Origin of the sequence: Kamptonema formosum PCC 10802 (assembly GCF_000332335.1) — a bacterium.
GTDB lineage: Bacteria > Cyanobacteriota > Cyanobacteriia > Cyanobacteriales > Oscillatoriaceae > Oscillatoria.
Window position 1 is genome coordinate 4,897,585 of sequence record NZ_KB235948.1, and the last position, 14,887, is coordinate 4,912,471.

The following is a 14,887-nucleotide window of genomic DNA, read 5'->3' on the forward strand; positions in this document are numbered from 1 at the left end:
TTGGATTTTGGATTTTGGATTTTGGATTTAAAAAATGGCAGGAAAGTCTTTTAAGCTAGAAAAAAATCCTATCTATAGCGCCCCTCACATGAGGGATTTGGCGGCATTAGCTCCTTCAAATGATAAGCGCGATGTCTCATTTTTATGTGATCCGTAAAATCAGCTGAAAAAAGAGCCGAAAACTGAGCCGTTAAGTGAGCCAAAAAGCAAGAATAGCTGCCCTATGATAGAGGCACAGCACGAGCCGGCATTGCGGAGGAGCGCTTCACCCCAACTACGCCAGCCGGCAGTGCCGGATGAGGGGAGACTGGCAGGTGCCGGTGAGGGATGCGGCGGTGCCGGCACTGTCGTGAATGAATCAACCGCAATCAAAGCTCAGTTTTGCAAAGTTTACGACCTATTTAGGGCTGCCAGAGAACTGGCAGCTTTTTTCTCAGGGGTGGGGTGGGGAGAGGGGGAGAGAGAGAACATTTGTTCTGCCAAGCTTCTCCCTTCACTCTTCTCGCCTCACACGCGCGGGTTGTAGGACCCAATCAGGGAGCCGGAGGGATCGTAAACTGAGATGGGAATGCCGGTTTTCTTGCTAATCAATTCCAGAGCGGTTTGCAACCGCTGGACGTGATCGTCCACCTTGAGCCGGCTCTTGTAGTCGCGCTGTTTGTCTGCAGTCAGGGCAGTGTCTCGCACAGCTTGCCGGTATTCTGGAGTAATGTAAACGGTAAGCATGTCGCTGCTGACGGTGTAGTCGCAAATTTTCAGCGCATTGCTACAGGTCTTTTTCAGATCGGTGCGGGCTTTTTGCAAAGCGAGAGCCACTTGCAGTTTGCTTTGGGCTCGCTGCAGGGAGTTGCTGTAAGACTCCCGCAACGGCAGGGACTGCGCGTAGAAATCCGTTTCGCTTGGCACCTGTTCGGCGTAGTTGAGCGCCTTGCGCCAGAGAATCACCGCTTGGAACCACTGGTTGAGTCGCTCGGCTCGCTGTGCGTCTTCCGCCAGACGCAAGGACTGATTGTAAGCATTCGCCCCCATCTGTTCAGTCGTCCTGCGCTCGCGGGAAGCCGCGAGTTTGAGCCGGTAGTCCTGCAAAAGCCGCTGAGCTTCCTCAGACGCTACGGTTCGCGGGGGAATCTGCGCCAGCGCCTGAACCGCCGTCTGCCAAGTGGCGTAGACCACCTGCCAGCTTTCCAGAGACTGGGCCACACTTTGACGGGCTTCGGCCATTTTGGCCGCGTCTTTCGCTGTTTTCAGTTTCTTTTCACCGAGTTGCTCGGCATTGACTCGCCCGTTAATCTCCTTTAAATTCGCGCGATACTCTTTCAATTTTCGCTCTCGCCACGGAGCCACCTCACTGTCCGCAGGCAGTTGTTCTAGCTGAGCGATCGCCTCTCGCCATTCCGATTGAATTTCTAGCCAAGTCGGCACCGAATAGGGAGGATTTTGGCTTCTCCCGGCAGCTGCAGTGGCTTTCTTTTGGATCTCTAAAATCGCACTGACGCGCTTTTCCCGCACTTCATAACTCCGCAGTAAACTCTGAGCTTGCGGGTAATAAAAAGACCAGAAAGGAATGGGTTTTAAAATTTCGGCTGCCCGAGCGAGTTGCTCCTGGGCCCGCACCGGCCCAAAAGCAGTTTTTTCCTGCTGGAGGGTTTTTTCGGAGTCTTGGCCCAGCTGCTGGGCGGTTGCAATCTCCCCGCACTTGCCCAGCACGCAGGGACGGCTCAGGGGGTAAACACCGGCCACCAGCACCAAAAGGGTGAAGCCGGCGCTAGTGAGCAGCGCCGGCAGCAGGGAGTGAGGCCCTCTCAGCGCTAGTGAGGTTTCCGACGCCACCGTCAAAGTCGGCAGCGGATCGAACTCCTCAGCGGGTGCCGGTGGCTCGCTCACCTCAGGGTGGGGCGCATCCTCACCGCTGGCAGCATCCCGGACGAGATCTGCTCGATCCAAGCTCTCTAAGTCCGCTGAATTGCCCACACTTGCTCCCACCGGCTCTGCGCTCTCGGGCGCAACGGGTGCGGGAGGGGGGGGCGGCGGCTGTTTCGCCACTGGTGCCAGGGTGAAGGCGTGGGAGGCATAGGGCTGATTTTTGCTGGCAACTCGCAGGTACAGCTGCACCTTTTGGCTGTTCTGAGGGCGCAACAGGCTTTTGATGGCTTGCTCCAAAACGCTGAAAACTTGTTGCGGGTCGGGCACCACCACCTCTGGGTGCTGGCCCAAAACCATTAAAGTGTCTTGCCGGCGGACACATTTCACGTGAAGCGGGCCATTTAGAAAAAATTTCAACTGCAAGCGCTCTTCTAGCAGCTGCCCTAGAATTTGCATATCACCTTGGCGCACTGCTGTTGTCATAGGGCCATCCTACCGATTTAGTAATTTACTCTCAAGCAGGTTTTCACATTGCTTGGCGGTTTCCGGGACTGGATACCAAATACATTATGTGATAGCACAAAACCCGCCCTAAAGGTGCGGCTGCCCCTGCCGCAGCGCCCCCATCCCAGCCGTCGCGGGCTGCGGCTTGCCAACGGTGCGGGTGCCCGCACCCTCGCGGTGCCCGACCCCTCAGGGAAGTCAGCCGGCCTGTTGTAGCCGGAAAACCTGTATGGTAATATAAATTCCCCTAATTTAGGTGCTATCGCCCTCACAATGTCTGACAGCGTTCCACTGGAACAACAAGTGGTCCTGATTACCGGTGCCTCCTCTGGAATTGGTGCCGCGCTCGCTAGAGCGCTCGCCGAGAAATTCCCGGGCATCCGCTTAGTGCTCGCCGCTCGCAGTATCGAACAGCTAGAACAGGTGGCCACGGACTGCCGCAAAGCCGGTGCTGAGGTGTTCGCCGCCCCCACCGATATGTCCAGCACTGAACAGGTAGAATCTCTCGCCAGCAGCGCCCTGGAGCGTTTTGGCAGGGTTGACACCCTGATCAATAATGCCGGGTATGGCCAGATGGGGCCGGTGGAGTTCATCTCCCCCGGCGATGTCCGCCGGCAGTTCGAGGTCAATGTCGTCGGTCCGGTGACGCTGATCCGGGCTCTGGTGCCGGTGATGCGCGACTGTGGCGGCGGGCGCATTGTCAATATCAGCTCGATCGCCGGTCGTATCGCCTTTCCCTTTGGCGGAGTGTACAGCGCCTCCAAATTTGCAATAGAAGCCCTCAGCGACTCGCTGCGCATGGAGCTCGCGCCGTTTAACATTCATGTGATCTTGATTGAGCCCGGACCGGTGAGCACTAACTTTTTTACCGTGGCGACTCAAACCTCGGAGCGGGCTGTGCCGGCACCCCAAACGACCCCCTACAGCGCGGCCTTCAAAAAGCTCCTGGAAACGGACAGACCCACTGACCTACAGGCGTGGAGCCCCGAAAGAGTCGCCAAAGTGATTTTGCAGGCTTTAACAGACCGGCACCCCCGCCCCCGCTATATGGCAGCGACGGGCGGCAATTTCCTGCTGTTTTTGATGACCAAATTGCTGCCGGTGCGCACTGCAGACGCCTACTGGCAGCGCTTCTACGGCATCGACCGGATTGTCTTTAACTGGCGGAAGCGCAAAAAATCGCTGGATTAAAGCATCTAATTTTCTAGCCGGCAGGGAGGTTTAGTAAGGCCAAGATTTAATATTAGCGGTTTCAGGAAATAGCCAAAGATTACAGATGCAAATTTAATGAAGGATAGCGGGAGGGCGGCGGGGGGGAAATATCTTGCGGGGGCGTGCTTGCCTGCGCCCAACTCCGCCCTGCCTCCCAGATCCGTTACATTCGTTCTAGAATGCGCTGCCAGGAGCTGCCTGGAAGAGCGCCACAGGCCGGCGGGGAGGATTTTCCACTCGGCTGTCGAATCTGAACTCTAAACTCTAAACTCTAAAAATGGAATTATTAGAGTACCAAGCAAAAGAATTATTCCGCGAGATGGGGATTCCCGTTTTGCCCTCTCAACGCATCGACCATCCCAGCGATCTCAAGAGACTGCAGATTCCCTATCCGATTGTCCTCAAATCTCAGGTGAAGGCGGGTGGGCGAGGCAAAGCCGGCGGGGTGAGGTTTGTGGAAAACACCATAGATGCCGTCGCCGCCGCCCACACGATCTTTCACCTGCCGATCTTGGGCGAATATCCGCAAGTGCTGCTGGCAGAGTCCAAGTACGACTCCGACCAAGAATTCTATCTGGCGGTGGTGCTCGACCGCCACGCTCGCCGGCCTGTGCTTTTGGGCTCGCAGTGCGGCGGCATCAATGCGGAAGCCGCCCTGGACAAAATTCAAAAAGTTGTGCTGGATGGGGAATTCTCTCCGTTCTGCGCTCGCCAGCTGGCCCTGAAAATGGGATTGCGCGGAGATCTGATCCTCAGCGTCAGCGCCATTGTCCAGTCCATGTTCCAGCTGTTTGTCCAGAAGGATTTGGACATGGTGGTGATTAATCCCCTCGGCATTAGCGCCAGCGGTGAGGTGATGGCACTCGACGGGAAAGTCACCGTCAATGATGAAGCCCTCGCACGCCATCCGGAGCTGGCAACCCTGACCTCGAAAATGGCCAAACCCCATAAGGAAAAACAAGCACCGGCACTGCCGGCGAACCTGAATTTTGTCGATTTGCAAGGCAATATCTCCATTGTCTGCAATGGGGCCGGCCTGACAATGGCCACCCTCGATTTGGTCTGCGCTGCCGGCGGGCAGCCCGCCAATTTCGTTAATTTGGGCGGAGAGAGCAGCAGCGCCGCACCCCCAGCTGACTTGTGCGAGCGCTTGGAAAAAGCCCTCGAAGCGATCGCAGAAGATAAAAGGGTTAAAGTGGTTTTGGTGAATATTCTCGGCAGCGCTACCGCCTGCGAGGCCACCGCTGCTGTCATTGAAACCCATCTCAAACGGCGAGAGGGCGCAGCGCGACCTCTTCGCCCCCGTCACTTTGTCGTCCGCCTCGCCGGCAGCGATCTGGCTAAGGCAAAAGAATGTTTAGCCGCTCTGAAAGTGCCTTTCTTCGAGGCTCTCGACGCGGCTGCCGAGCGAGCGATAGAGCTCGCAGAAGAATTAAATGTTAAGGCAGACAAATGAAACATTATAGCGCCTAAAATATTACTGGCAGGACTTACGCCGGTAAGTCCTGAGTGAGTTTCTGAGAAACCTGGTGAGCGTAGGGGCGGGTCCTTCCGCCCCCTTCCGGGTTTCAAAGGGCGCAATCTAATGGAAATCGGTAGAATTTATCATTTTAAAGTTTTAATGTTAAGACTCACACCGCAGTTTGAGGCAAACGGCCTGGCGCTACGGGCTCTGATTCACCCCCTCACCCCCTCAACCCGCCTTTAAAATGCGTAAGTCTGGAAGTGTTAATTTTTGCGAGGTGCGAGATGAACTTGAGGGCAGACAGCAAGGTTTTGATACAGGGCATCACGCAGCCGGCGGGAGCAACCGGCGCAGTTTTGATGAAGACTTACGGAACCCATGTGGTGGCCGGTGTCAGTCCGGGGTTCGGCGGGGAAACCCCAGGCGAGATTCCCGTTTTCGACATGGTGGAGCAGGCGCTGGAGGCGGTTGGCAAGGTGGACGCCAGTGCCATCTTCGTGCCGCCTTACTCGGTGCTGGATGCGGCGCTGGAAGCGATCTCCTCGGGCATCCGCCTGCTTGCCATCGTCACCGAAGGAGTGCCGCCTCTGGATATGGTTTCTCTGGTCAAAAAAGCCGGGGAAACCGGCACCTCAGTGATTGGCCCTAGCTCAACCGGCATCATTGTGCCGGGAAAAATTTTGCTGGGAATCCATCCCCCTGAGTTCTACACCCCCGGAAAAGTGGGGCTGATCGGTCGCAGCGGCTCCCTGATCTGTGAAATTGCTCGCGAACTCACTCAGGCGGGTTTGGGCCAGTCCCTGTGCGTGTGCGTTGGCGGCGATGCGATTGTCGGCTCCTCCTTTGTGGAATGGCTGCAAATTCTCAACAAAGATGAGAGTACCGAGGCGATTGTCCTGATTGGGGAAATTGGCGGCACCAGTGAGGAAGCCGCAGCGCGATACATTGCAGAAACGATTGACAAACCGGCAATCGCTTATGTCGCCGGCCAGTACGCCCCCAAGGGCAAACGTCTGGGTCACGCCGGTGCGGTGATTACCGCCCAGCTGGCAGATTTGGGGGCGGATGTGGGCACCGCTGAAAGCAAAATTGCCGCTTTTAAGGACGCGAAGGTGCCGGTGGCTTCGCGCCCTTCCCAGATTCCCGATCTGGTGAAAAAAGTGCTCAAAAAGTCCGGTCACAAGGGAAGGAAATAACGAGAAACCGGGTTTGTGAGACAGAAACCGGGTTTCTGCGACAGAGTTTGTCTCCCACCCGAAAGCTTGATTCAGAAACCCGGTTTCTTAGCTTCACGAGAAACCGGGTTTCTTAGCTTCTTGTCGCGCCGGCGAGCAGCGCTTTGGAAGCGGACTCACCGGCACGCTGCAACTTTCGCGCCAAAACGGCGCTCAACAATCCCAGAATGCTCCACTGAGCGATAAATGCCAGGAAAACGGTTGTTGCCGAAGCGTGTTCCAGCGCCAGCCAGGGGAAAATGGAAAACAGCCACAGAACTGGCACTTTTTCAGCGGTAGCCGACAGCACGAGGAAAACAGCGAGTGGCAAGAAAATCGCCGCGCCCACAGCGCCGGCTGCCCAAATTGCCGGTTTGCGAGCTTTTATCAATTGCATCAGTTGGGCGAGCGCGGCGTAGATGAGCAGCAAATTCACGCCCGCAATCACACCTAAAATTGCTTGCAGTTTGCCCTCATTTTGTGGCCACAGCAAAATCCAAAGCACCCAAAGCGCAGCGGCAATTGCCAGCTGAATGGCGATTGCCACCGGCATCGGACTCTTCTCACCCCAAATCAAATCCGACACAACTGAGCGATTCTGGAAGGATTGCGTGCCGGTGCTGCGGTAACGCGCCCAGTCTAGCAGTGCCTGCCGGTCAGGAGACATCGCCGCAATCATCGCCAGAAACCAGCACAGGTTCAAAATAGCCACCACGTACAGCTGTTCAAAAAGGCTATTCTTTGAGGGGGAAGAAGTGAGGGACGGCAGAGCAATAACTAGCAGAGAAAGTTGAAATAAAGCCACCGCAAAATAGCTCTGTTTCTTGCTGAGAACTGTGGCGCTAGGATTGCAGAAACGGCGATTTAGGGCTTGCCAAATTCCGTAAGTCCACAGACCGACATTGATAAGGACAAAGCCACATAACAGGGCTAAACCGCTTTCCTTGTTCCAGTCAAAGTCTTTCTCCGTCGTTTCAGCCACAATAGCGCCAGCCATCATTATAAATGGCCATCCGCAAGACCAGGCGACAAGGGCTGCTATCCACGCTTGCGCCCCCCCGAGAAACACATAGAGGAGTGCGGCGCTGTAGAAGAAAAAGCAAACGGCACCCGAGAAAGTGTACCCGCCTAAAATAGCCGGGAAAGGCGCACCGGCAGCCAAACCGGCCCACCATTGCAGGGGGACCGACAGGGCGAACGCCAAGTAGATCAAAGCCGGCACTCCCAGGATTTTGCCGGTTAAAATGCTCTGGCTCGATTGCGGACTCAAGCGAATAAAATTGAGCGTGCCCCGTCGCTGTTCTTCCGCTAAGTCAGCGGCGAGGGTGTAGACGCCGCCAATGAGCAGAATTAGGAATGAACCTAAGCCCAAAACCCTGAATATATCCAGCCACCACGCCGCCCAGTTAATCGCAAAATTCCCCAGAGCGTCCTGAATGCAGTCGGAATTGCTGTTTTTTAAGCAATAGTAGCTGTAGGTGCTTCCCTCAACCGGCAGCTGGCTCCAGAAATAGAATAGCACGAGCAGCTGTCCCAGCAAGGAACCCGTTACGGCGAGCGCCAGATTCCGGGGTTTCAGGCGTCCTTTCAGCTCCCGGAACAGCTGGGGATTCCAGTCAGTCAGCCGGTTTCGTAACAGTAGAGTCATCGCAGTTTTCCTCAATTATAAACAAATTCTATTTTTTGCGCAATCCTGGGAACCGCACCCCCACCCCCCCCACGCACTTCGGAAAGGGGGCTAGAAGAGGGGAGCATCCCGATTTGGTCAGTCTATTCATTTTCACAGACGCGCCAGCGGCCCAAAAAATAGCTCGCAAGGGCAGGTATAGCAGTATGCACTTAGGTTAGAACATTAGACCTTCAGGCTCGGCGGACGCCCCCCCTACGTCTATATAGCAGTAAGCATTTAGGAAACCTACATTCCGCCCTCCCTTGCTCCAGAGCTCCCGAAGCTTCTATTGTTCTAACCAATATGACTGCTCCTGTAAAAGGCTTGTCCTACAAGAAATGCGCTTGCAAAAATGGCATAGTCCTAAGGGCATGGGGCAGTCAGCCGGCAGTCTTTCCGGCGGAGCCGGCAGTCTTTCCGGCGGAGCCGGCAGTCTTTCCGGCGGCGGAGCCGGCAGTCTTTCCGGCGGAGCCGGCAGTCTTTCCGGCTGAGCCGGCAGTCTTTCCGGCTGAGCCGGCAGTCTTTCCGACGGAGCCGGCAGTCTTTCCTACGGAGCCGGCAGTCTCCGACGGAGCCGGCAGTCTTTCCGACGACGGAGCCGGCAGTCTTTCCGACGGAGCCGGCAGTCTTTCCGACGGAGCCGGCAGTCTTTCCGACGGAGCCGGCAGTCTTTCCGACGGAGCCGGCAGTCTTTCCGACGGAGCCGGCAGTCTTTCCGACGGAGCCGGCAGTCTTTCCGACGGAAGCATGCCGATTTTGTAAGTCTATTCATTTTCTACAGGACGAGCTGCCTGAAAAATAGCTCGCAAAGGCAGACAAAACGCCTCTCCTGCAAGAGATAGATTTACAAACAGGACTTGCGCAGCGACACTTAATGTGGTTGCCGGTTACGCTATCGCGTTCCCCACCCTATATATAGAGGCTTTGCGCAAGTCCTGACAAAAGTGGGATGCTCCTTAGAAAAGTGCATCGCGGAACACACCCTACTGTTTGCCGGCGAGCAGCGCCTTGGAAGCAGACTCACCGGCACGCCGCAGCTTTCGCGCCAATTGCACGCTCAACACCAGCAAGACTAACCACTGAGCGACAAACACCGCAAACACTGTCGCTGCCGGTGCTGCGTTGAGAGCCTCCCAAGACCAAAATGCCGGAAAGGCTGAAAACAGCCATACCGCTGGGTATTTCTCAGGTGTTGCAGACAGCAAGCCTAAAAGGATTGGCGGCAAAAGTGCGGCAGCTGCCACGGAACCTACAGCCCAGACTGCCGGTTTCTGGGTTTTCACAAATAGCATGAGTTGGGCGAGTGCGGCATAGATTAAAATGAAATTCATCCCCAGGATAATACTGGGAAAGGCGTACTTCCAGCGCAGCGCCCAAGGCAGCAAGACGGCAGTAGCGCTGGCGAGATTAATCCCAACCGCGACTAGGGCGGGACTTTTTTCACCCCACACCAAATCCCGCATTAAGGAATTGTGCCAGAAGCCTTTAGGCGCGGGAAGGTTTGCGTGCCGGTATCGCGCCCAGTCGTGCAATGCTTGCCGGTTAGGCGTCAGGGCGGCTGTCACCCCTAAAAACAGCAGCAAGTTTAACAGCGAGAGGCTCGCGAAACCTGCGGGTTCCCCAGGGTTTTTCAGGGCGAATCCCAGAAGCAAAATTTCCGCTCCCGCTACTAGCAAATAGCTCTGGCGCTTGCTGATTGGGGTGGCACCCGGGTTGGGAAACCGCCGCAAGAGCGCCTGCCAAATCCAGTAGGTCAAAAAGCCGTAAATGAGTAAGGATAGGGCGACTGTACCCGCAACGCCCTGACCGGCGGGCAGGTCAAACCAGCGCAACTTCTCGAAATCGTCGATTGGGTTCCTGAAGAATTCCTGTGAGCCTATAGCCCAAATCACAGAAGTGAGGGTTGCAGACGGAGACAGAAGATTCAGCAAGTCTGAGGCATTCTCCTGTATCGGTTTTAAAGCGAGACACAGGAGAAAGAAAAGCGTGCCACTGCCCAACCAGGGTTGAAATCCGCCCAGCCAACTGCTGACTGTTCCGAATAGCAGGGCGGCGCTGTAGAAGCAGAAACCGCTGGCAAGCAGCACTCCGTAATAGCTTGCAATCAAAATCGGGGGGATTTGCGCGGCGATTCCCGCCCCCCAGTGCAGGGGAATGGCGAGCATTCCTGCTAGGTAGAGCAACACCGGCACACCTAGCAGTTTGCCCAGCAAAATTGTAGCAGCAGACCGGGGGCTGAGGCGAATAAAGTTGAGCGTTCCGCGACGATCTTCCGTATCTTGGTCAGCAAGCACCATGTAGGTGCCGGCGACTAAGAGGGCGAACATGCCGGCTATACTCAGCCAGACGAATACATCTAGCCACCAGTGCGCCCAGTTAATGGCAAAATTGCCGAAGTTATCTCGCAGACAGAGATAGTCGTGAGGGTAATAATTCTGTGGTGGAGTGCCGGTGCAGTACCTGCTGTAGTCTGAGTAAATGTATTTACCCACGATCGGCGCAACCGGCAGCTGGCGGACAAAAGACATAACCAGCAGCAGTTGCCCCAGTAGGGACAGGGAAGCAGCCAGGGCCACATTCCGGAATTTCAGCCGGCCTTTCAGCTCTCTCAATAGCTGGGGATTCCAGTCGCCCAGCCGGTTTATCAGTGCGATTGACATTTGAAATACTTCCTGATATAATAGCTTGCCTATTGCGGTGAGAAGTGAGTAAAATTTGAGAGGGGAGATCCGGTGTTCGCTGGGTGCTTTTGCTGCAGCATCTCTCCCCAGGAAAATCGACCACAGCCTCTTTTCTTTCTCCCCCTCTCCCCTTGTGGGAGAGGGGGCTGGGGGGTGAGGGGGATGACAGGCAAAAAACGGATGCTGCCGGTGCGTTCCTGGGAGGATCGCACCCTACTTTACGAGGCTTGCTGGTGTCCCATCTTCAGGAAGATGGTTTCCAGATCCTGTCGGGTGCCGTGGAATTCAGTGAGGGGAACACCGGCTTCAACAAGCGCCCGCAGCAGCGCCGCGCTCTCTTCTGGAGTTCCCGAAAACTGAACCCGCACATTTTGGGTTCCGGGCACCACTTCCCACCCAGCAACTGTGGTGTGGTTTTTCAGTTCAGCCTCCAATACTTCTAGCTTACCCAAAACCGACATAAAAATTTCCTGCCGGCTGAGCCGTTTGTAAAGTTCTTCCAAAGAGGCGCTTTCCACCAGATAGCCGAGTTCCATAATTCCCACCGAGGTGCACAGTTCCGCCAAGTCGCTGAGGACGTGGGAGGAGATCAAAATCGTCATCCCCACTTCGCGCAAGGTTTTGATGATTTCGCGGAACTGCATGCGGGCAATGGGATCTAAGCCAGATACCGGCTCGTCTAGCAACAGCAAAACCGGCTCGTGAATAATAGTTCTCGCCAGGGAGAGGCGCTGTTTCATCCCCCGCGAGAGGGTGGAAATCAGGCTGTTGCGTTTATTTGTCAGCTGCACCAGTTCCAGCACTTCTCGCAGCCGGTGGCTGCGGTGCGGTTCCCGCAAATAATAGAGTCTGGCGAAATAGTCCAAATAGTCCCAGACGATCAGGTCGTCATACAGTGGGAAATCATCCGGCAAATATCCCAACCGGCGCTTGAGTTCTGGGTTGCTGCGATCTCTGAGCAACCGTTCGCCATTAATATAAATTTCGCCGGTGGTGGGTTCCTCTGCAGTTGCCAGCATGCGGATCAGGGTTGTTTTGCCGGCACCGTTTGGCCCTATCAGTCCGTAGACTTCGCCCATTTCCACCTGTAAATACACATCGCTGACTGCGACGTGCCGGTCGAATTGCTTGGTGACGCCGCGAGTGTCAATTGCCAGTTCTTTTGCCATAGCTGTTGGGGGCGTTTCAGGGGTTAGGGGGCGCGGGATTAGGGGTGGGGTTTCAGGTTGCAGGTTTCAGGACAGTGTGGCACACGCCACTCCTACAAGCTGCCACCCACCCCCGTCCCACTTATTTGCAGGGGGAGAAAAATTAGTTAAGAGCAATTCTCCGGAAACGAGATGACAGTAAAATCGCAGGATTGTTCCTAGCCTAGCCTTTCCCCACAGCATTCGCCATCACCTTTACTGAAATTGCAATAATCTTTAAAGATTCGGTGAAGTGCGCGTGGGGCTAAAGCCCAACTACAAACGGGGTGGGGCTAAAGCCCAACTACAAACGGGGTGGGGCTAAAGCCCAACTACAAACGGCATGGCTTGCGGGCGCAGACGGAGAGCCCCTGGAAGCTGGACATGCCGGTGCGGGCGACGCTAAATAAATTTTAATAACTCCACCGGCACACTTGCCAGCTATGATAGAAATTCTGGCATTTCACAGCGCCTGAGTCGGCTCTTCCCTCCCCCCTCCCCGCGTGCGGGCAGGGGGTTAGGGGGTGGGGTTATTGATTTTCTTGCAGCCCTCAAACACTTACCCAGTCCAAACGAACTATGACCCAGCACTACCGCATTACCCTACTCCCCGGTGATGGCATTGGCCCTGAAATCATGGCTGTTGCGGTAGATATTCTCAAACTGGTTGCCCAACAGCTAGACTTATCCTTTGAATTTCAAGACGCGCCGGTGGGCGGTGTCGCGATTGACGCCACCGGCAACCCCCTGCCCGATGAAACCCTGCAAATCTGCCGCAACAGCGACGCAGTGCTGCTCGCAGCCATTGGCGGCTACAAGTGGGACAGCCTCCCCCGCCACCAGCGCCCAGAAACCGGACTGTTGGGGCTGAGGGCGGGGCTGGGGCTATTTGCCAACCTGCGACCGGCAAAAATTTTGCCCCAACTGGTGGACGCCTCCAGCCTGAAGCGGGAAGTCGTCGAAGGCGTCGATATTATGGTGGTGCGAGAGCTCACCGGCGGCATTTACTTTGGCCAGCCCAAAGGCATTTTTGAAACCGAAACCGGCGAGAAGCGCGGCGTCAACACAATGGCGTACACCGAATCAGAAATCGACCGCATCGGGCGAGTGGCGTTTGAAACCGCTCGCAAGCGGGGCAGCAAGCTGTGTTCGGTGGACAAAGCGAACGTGCTGGAAGTCTCCCAGCTGTGGCGAGATCGCATCACAGTTCTGGCAAAAGACTACCCCGATGTGGAACTGTCGCACCTCTATGTAGACAACGCCGCCATGCAGCTAGTGCGGTGGCCAAAACAGTTCGACACCATTGTCACCGGCAACCTGTTCGGCGATATCCTCTCCGACGCCGCTGCAATGCTCACCGGCAGTATCGGCATGTTGCCCTCCGCCAGTTTAGGCGCATCCGGTCCCGGGGTGTTCGAGCCGGTTCACGGTTCCGCCCCAGATATTGCCGGTCAGGACAAGGCCAATCCAATCGCGCAAGTCCTCAGCGCCGCCATGATGCTGCGCTACGGTTTGAACCAGCCGGCTGCAGCGGACAAAATTGAACTCGCCGCGCAGCAAGTCCTCGATGCCGGGTACCGCACCGGCGACATTATGTCAGAAGGGATGAAACTGGTCGGCTGCCGCCAAATGGGCGATGCTTTGCTCGAAGCGCTCAACAGGGCGTAGGACCTGCGTCCCGCCTGTCCCACTACGTCCTCCGTTTGGTGCGCAGGCGAGACGCCTGCCCTACGTCCTGAGGGGCAACGGCGTAGGACCAGCGTCCCGCCTGTCCCTCGAAATCAGATAATAACAGCCATGTGGGATAAAATTGCTGAACACATTACCCGGATAACAGGAGAGAAATTTCAAATTGACTCCCGCCGGTCAGTCGGTGGCGGCTGCATCAATCAGGGATACGAAATTGCCTGCCGCAATCGCACCTACTTTATTAAACTCAACCGCGCCGCCGATATTGCCATGTTTGAAGCCGAGGCGGTGGGATTGCGACAGATGTGGCAGACCGGCACCATCCGCGTTCCCAAGCCGGTTTGCTCGGGCACGGAAGGAAATTCCGCCTATTTAGTTCTGGAGTGGCTGGATTTGGGAGGGAGCGCCGGCACTCAAGGGTGGGAAAAAATGGGACAGCAGCTGGCGGCAATGCACCGCTGCACCTCTCCTGCCGGCAAAGGGTTCGGTTGGGAAATCAACAACACTATCGGTTCGACGCCCCAGATTAACACTCCGACAGCTAACTGGGCGGAATTTTGGGCGGAACACCGCATTGGCTACCAGTTAAAGCTGGCAAAAAGACGGGGGGGCCAGTTCAGCAAGGGAGAGCGCTTGCTGGAAGGTATCCCAAAACTGCTGAGCGGCTATCAGCCGCAACCTTCCCTAGTTCACGGCGATTTGTGGGGGGGAAATGCGTCTTTTACTGCTCAGGGAGAGCCGGTAATTTTTGACCCAGCCACTTACTTTGGAGATCGGGAAGTCGATCTCGCCATGACAGAACTGTTTGGCGGATTCCCCGCAGTATTTTATCGCGGCTATAGCGAAGTTTGGCCCCTAGATGAAGGCTATCCGCGCAGGAAAACCCTATATAATTTATATCACATTCTCAATCACTTCAATCTTTTCGGTGGCGGTTATGTCTCGCAAGCCGAGCGAATGATTGAGCAACTTTTGGGGAATATTGGCGGGTAGGGTGGGAGCATCCCCATGCATGCAAAGATTTTCACCCTCACCCCCCCAACCCCCCTCTCCGGGGGCGGGAGAGGGGGGAAAAAATCAATAATTCTCCCCTCACCCCAAAGTGCGGGCGGTGGGGGTGAGGGGGAGTACAAAAATGGGATGCTCCCGGTAGGGTGCGCTCCTCCGGAACGCTACTGTGGGAGCGCGACTAACATTTGCACCGGCACACAGTCCTGAATAAACTTTGTAGCGTCTTCCGCACAGAGAGGCTGATTGAACAAATAGCCCTGCATTTCCTCACTGGAGACTGCGCCACAAGTCCAGTTGCTCGCTTGTCTCCACACCCTCTGCCACCAACCGCTATATAGACGTAGGGGGGGCGTCCGCCGAACCTGAAAGTCTAATGTTCTAACCTAAGTGCA

General features: G+C 55.8%; 11 protein-coding genes. 7 read left to right on the top strand and 4 right to left on the bottom strand.

Features of this window, described 5'->3' with window-relative positions:
• The first annotated feature begins 223 nt into the window (after window positions 1-223).
• Entirely contained in the window at window positions 224-526 is a 303-nt protein-coding gene (locus OSC10802_RS0121460) for a hypothetical protein (protein ID WP_017718825.1), read from the top strand.
• On the opposite strand, the gene OSC10802_RS41120 is transcribed toward OSC10802_RS0121460, so the two are convergent.
• Window positions 508-2,346: a hypothetical protein gene (locus OSC10802_RS41120; protein ID WP_017718826.1), complete on the bottom strand. Its 1,839-nt coding sequence runs from the start codon at window positions 2,344-2,346 to the stop codon at window positions 508-510. The two genes, OSC10802_RS0121460 and OSC10802_RS41120, sit on opposite strands and share 19 nt — an antisense overlap.
• A 294-nt stretch (window positions 2,347-2,640) precedes the next feature.
• Here OSC10802_RS41120 and OSC10802_RS0121475 point away from each other — a divergent pair, with 294 nt between their 5' ends.
• The 3 genes from OSC10802_RS0121475 to OSC10802_RS0121485 all read left to right on the top strand — a co-directional run bounded on the left by OSC10802_RS0121475 (window position 2,641) and on the right by OSC10802_RS0121485 (window position 6,240).
• Window positions 2,641-3,558 (top strand): SDR family NAD(P)-dependent oxidoreductase, encoded by a 918-nt coding sequence (locus OSC10802_RS0121475; protein WP_017718827.1) that lies wholly within the window; start codon window positions 2,641-2,643, stop codon window positions 3,556-3,558.
• A 298-nt stretch (window positions 3,559-3,856) separates the two neighbouring features.
• Window positions 3,857-5,035 (top strand): succinate--CoA ligase subunit beta, encoded by a 1,179-nt coding sequence (locus tag OSC10802_RS0121480; RefSeq protein WP_017718828.1) that lies wholly within the window; start codon window positions 3,857-3,859, stop codon window positions 5,033-5,035.
• A gap of 293 nt (window positions 5,036-5,328) precedes the next feature.
• A complete protein-coding gene (locus OSC10802_RS0121485) occupies window positions 5,329-6,240 on the top strand; it encodes a succinate--CoA ligase subunit alpha (protein WP_017718829.1) in 912 nt (303 codons plus the stop codon).
• A 112-nt stretch (window positions 6,241-6,352) separates the two neighbouring features.
• Here the strand turns inward: OSC10802_RS0121485 and OSC10802_RS0121490 are convergent, their stop codons facing one another.
• On the bottom strand, window positions 6,353-7,906 hold the full coding sequence (locus OSC10802_RS0121490) for a hypothetical protein (RefSeq protein ID WP_017718830.1): 1,554 nt from the start codon (window positions 7,904-7,906) through the stop codon (window positions 6,353-6,355).
• 324 nt (window positions 7,907-8,230) lie between these two features.
• Here OSC10802_RS0121490 and OSC10802_RS0121495 point away from each other — a divergent pair, with 324 nt between their 5' ends.
• Window positions 8,231-8,689 carry a YjjA family protein gene (locus OSC10802_RS0121495; RefSeq protein WP_026098693.1) on the top strand — a complete coding sequence of 153 codons (459 nt, stop codon included), beginning with the start codon at window positions 8,231-8,233 and terminating at the stop codon, window positions 8,687-8,689.
• A 221-nt stretch (window positions 8,690-8,910) separates the two neighbouring features.
• Here OSC10802_RS0121495 and OSC10802_RS0121500 read toward each other — a convergent pair whose 3' ends face one another.
• Together OSC10802_RS0121500 and OSC10802_RS0121505 are read right to left on the bottom strand one after the other, a co-directional pair.
• Window positions 8,911-10,587: an ABC transporter permease gene (locus OSC10802_RS0121500; RefSeq protein WP_017718831.1), complete on the bottom strand. Its 1,677-nt coding sequence runs from the start codon at window positions 10,585-10,587 to the stop codon at window positions 8,911-8,913.
• A 239-nt stretch (window positions 10,588-10,826) separates the two neighbouring features.
• Window positions 10,827-11,777, bottom strand: coding sequence for an ABC transporter ATP-binding protein (locus OSC10802_RS0121505; RefSeq protein ID WP_017718832.1), 951 nt, complete (start codon window positions 11,775-11,777; stop codon window positions 10,827-10,829).
• A gap of 597 nt (window positions 11,778-12,374) precedes the next feature.
• On the opposite strand from OSC10802_RS0121505, the gene leuB reads away from it, so the two are divergent.
• Both leuB and OSC10802_RS0121515 read left to right on the top strand, forming a co-directional pair.
• Window positions 12,375-13,463: a 3-isopropylmalate dehydrogenase gene (leuB, locus tag OSC10802_RS0121510; protein ID WP_017718833.1), complete on the top strand. Its 1,089-nt coding sequence runs from the start codon at window positions 12,375-12,377 to the stop codon at window positions 13,461-13,463.
• Between the two features lie 129 nt (window positions 13,464-13,592).
• A complete protein-coding gene (locus OSC10802_RS0121515; protein ID WP_017718834.1) occupies window positions 13,593-14,477 on the top strand; it encodes a fructosamine kinase family protein in 885 nt (294 codons plus the stop codon).
• Window positions 14,478-14,887: the final 410 nt, after the last annotated feature.

What these genes read in the sequence shown, in the direction of transcription:
- OSC10802_RS0121460 (WP_017718825.1), top strand. Translation starts at nt 224, where the DNA reads ATGATAGAGGCACAGCACGAGCCGGCATTGCGGAGGAGCGCTTCACCC.
- OSC10802_RS41120 (WP_017718826.1), bottom strand. Translation starts at nt 2,346, where the DNA reads ATGACAACAGCAGTGCGCCAAGGTGATATGCAAATTCTAGGGCAGCTG.
- OSC10802_RS0121475 (WP_017718827.1), top strand. Translation starts at nt 2,641, where the DNA reads ATGTCTGACAGCGTTCCACTGGAACAACAAGTGGTCCTGATTACCGGT.
- OSC10802_RS0121480 (WP_017718828.1), top strand. Translation starts at nt 3,857, where the DNA reads ATGGAATTATTAGAGTACCAAGCAAAAGAATTATTCCGCGAGATGGGG.
- OSC10802_RS0121485 (WP_017718829.1), top strand. Translation starts at nt 5,329, where the DNA reads ATGAACTTGAGGGCAGACAGCAAGGTTTTGATACAGGGCATCACGCAG.
- OSC10802_RS0121490 (WP_017718830.1), bottom strand. Translation starts at nt 7,906, where the DNA reads ATGACTCTACTGTTACGAAACCGGCTGACTGACTGGAATCCCCAGCTG.
- OSC10802_RS0121495 (WP_026098693.1), top strand. Translation starts at nt 8,231, where the DNA reads ATGACTGCTCCTGTAAAAGGCTTGTCCTACAAGAAATGCGCTTGCAAA.
- OSC10802_RS0121500 (WP_017718831.1), bottom strand. Translation starts at nt 10,587, where the DNA reads ATGTCAATCGCACTGATAAACCGGCTGGGCGACTGGAATCCCCAGCTA.
- OSC10802_RS0121505 (WP_017718832.1), bottom strand. Translation starts at nt 11,777, where the DNA reads ATGGCAAAAGAACTGGCAATTGACACTCGCGGCGTCACCAAGCAATTC.
- leuB (WP_017718833.1), top strand. Translation starts at nt 12,375, where the DNA reads ATGACCCAGCACTACCGCATTACCCTACTCCCCGGTGATGGCATTGGC.
- OSC10802_RS0121515 (WP_017718834.1), top strand. Translation starts at nt 13,593, where the DNA reads ATGTGGGATAAAATTGCTGAACACATTACCCGGATAACAGGAGAGAAA.